Source organism: Dietzia massiliensis (genome assembly GCF_018390595.1).
GTDB classification, from domain to species: domain Bacteria; phylum Actinomycetota; class Actinomycetes; order Mycobacteriales; family Mycobacteriaceae; genus Dietzia; species Dietzia massiliensis.
The window spans coordinates 1-471 of record NZ_JAHBAV010000169.1 but is presented as its reverse complement, the minus strand read 5'-3'; the positions used below and the strand labels follow the sequence as shown (position 1 = coordinate 471).

General features: G+C 60.1%; 1 protein-coding gene. It reads left to right on the top strand.

Annotated features, from left to right (window positions below):
• A partial coding sequence (nudE, locus tag KHA85_RS20160; protein WP_213186659.1) for an ADP compounds hydrolase NudE occupies positions 1-427 on the top strand: 427 nt, incomplete at its 5' end.
• Positions 428-471: the final 44 nt, after the last annotated feature.

Below are 471 nucleotides of genomic sequence, written 5' to 3'. Positions count from 1 at the left end.
GCCTTCGGATCGCGAAGCGGTGATGATCGTGCCGGTGATTGGCGATGATCTGCTGCTGATCCGCGAATATGCGGTGGGCACCGAATCCTATGAGCTGGGGTTCCCGAAAGGGCTTATCGATCCCGGTGAGGGCGTGCTGGAGGCGGCCAACCGCGAGCTGATGGAAGAGGTGGGATTCGGCGCGAAGCGCTTTGATTTTCTCAGCAAGCTGACGATGGCGCCATCCTACTTTTCAAGCAAAATGAATATCGTGCTGGCGCACGATCTCTATCCGCAGAGCCTGGAAGGGGATGAACCAGAGCCCCTGCCGCAGGTGCGCTGGCCGATCGCCAACATGATGGCGCTGCTGGCGGAACCGGATTTCCGTGAGGCGCGCAACGTCAGCGCGCTGTTCCTCTCCGAGGCGTTTTTGCGCGCATCGCGCTGATACGCTTCGCGCCGAACAAAAAAAGGGCCAGATTTCTCTGGCCC